The sequence below is a fragment of the Acetomicrobium sp. S15 = DSM 107314 genome, from assembly GCF_016125955.1.
GTDB classification, from domain to species: domain Bacteria; phylum Synergistota; class Synergistia; order Synergistales; family Thermosynergistaceae; genus Thermosynergistes; species Thermosynergistes pyruvativorans.
The window spans coordinates 1-361 of the sequence record NZ_JADEVE010000432.1; the positions used below are offsets into that span (position 1 = coordinate 1).

At 54.8% G+C, this 361-nt stretch carries 2 protein-coding genes; both read right to left on the reverse strand.

Annotation, left to right across the window (positions count from 1 at the left end):
- On the reverse strand, positions 1–214 hold a 214-nt coding region (locus EZM41_RS14105), incomplete at its 3' end, for a hypothetical protein (protein ID WP_232619418.1).
- Positions 181–361: hypothetical protein (locus EZM41_RS14110; protein ID WP_232619419.1), on the reverse strand; the 181-nt coding region annotated here is incomplete at its 5' end. The genes EZM41_RS14110 and EZM41_RS14105, both read right to left, overlap by 34 nt.

The following is a 361-nucleotide window of genomic DNA, read 5'->3' on the forward strand; positions in this document are numbered from 1 at the left end:
GATATACAAACGAAATTAATGGGCAGACCGTTTGATCTCCGAGATAAAGAGGATTATAAAGAATTCCTCGCAGCCGGTGGTCATGAAGATAAGTGCCCCTCGGTTTGTGCCAATACAGCTCCGCTGCGGGAACCGGCCGGAAGGCAGCAAGCCCATAAGCGCGAGCTATCGCAGCGTGGTCTACCGAGGAAAAATCTGCAGCGAAGGGTTCCATCTTCTCCGCCCAGACGCTCTCGCCGCGGATCCATCCATAGCCGCGGCCTTTGTGTTGCCATCCAGGTAGGGTTTTCCTATGAAGTCCAAGGTCACATCGACCCCTCGCCCTCCCGTTTCAGAGAGCACCACATCGGCGAAGTTCTCT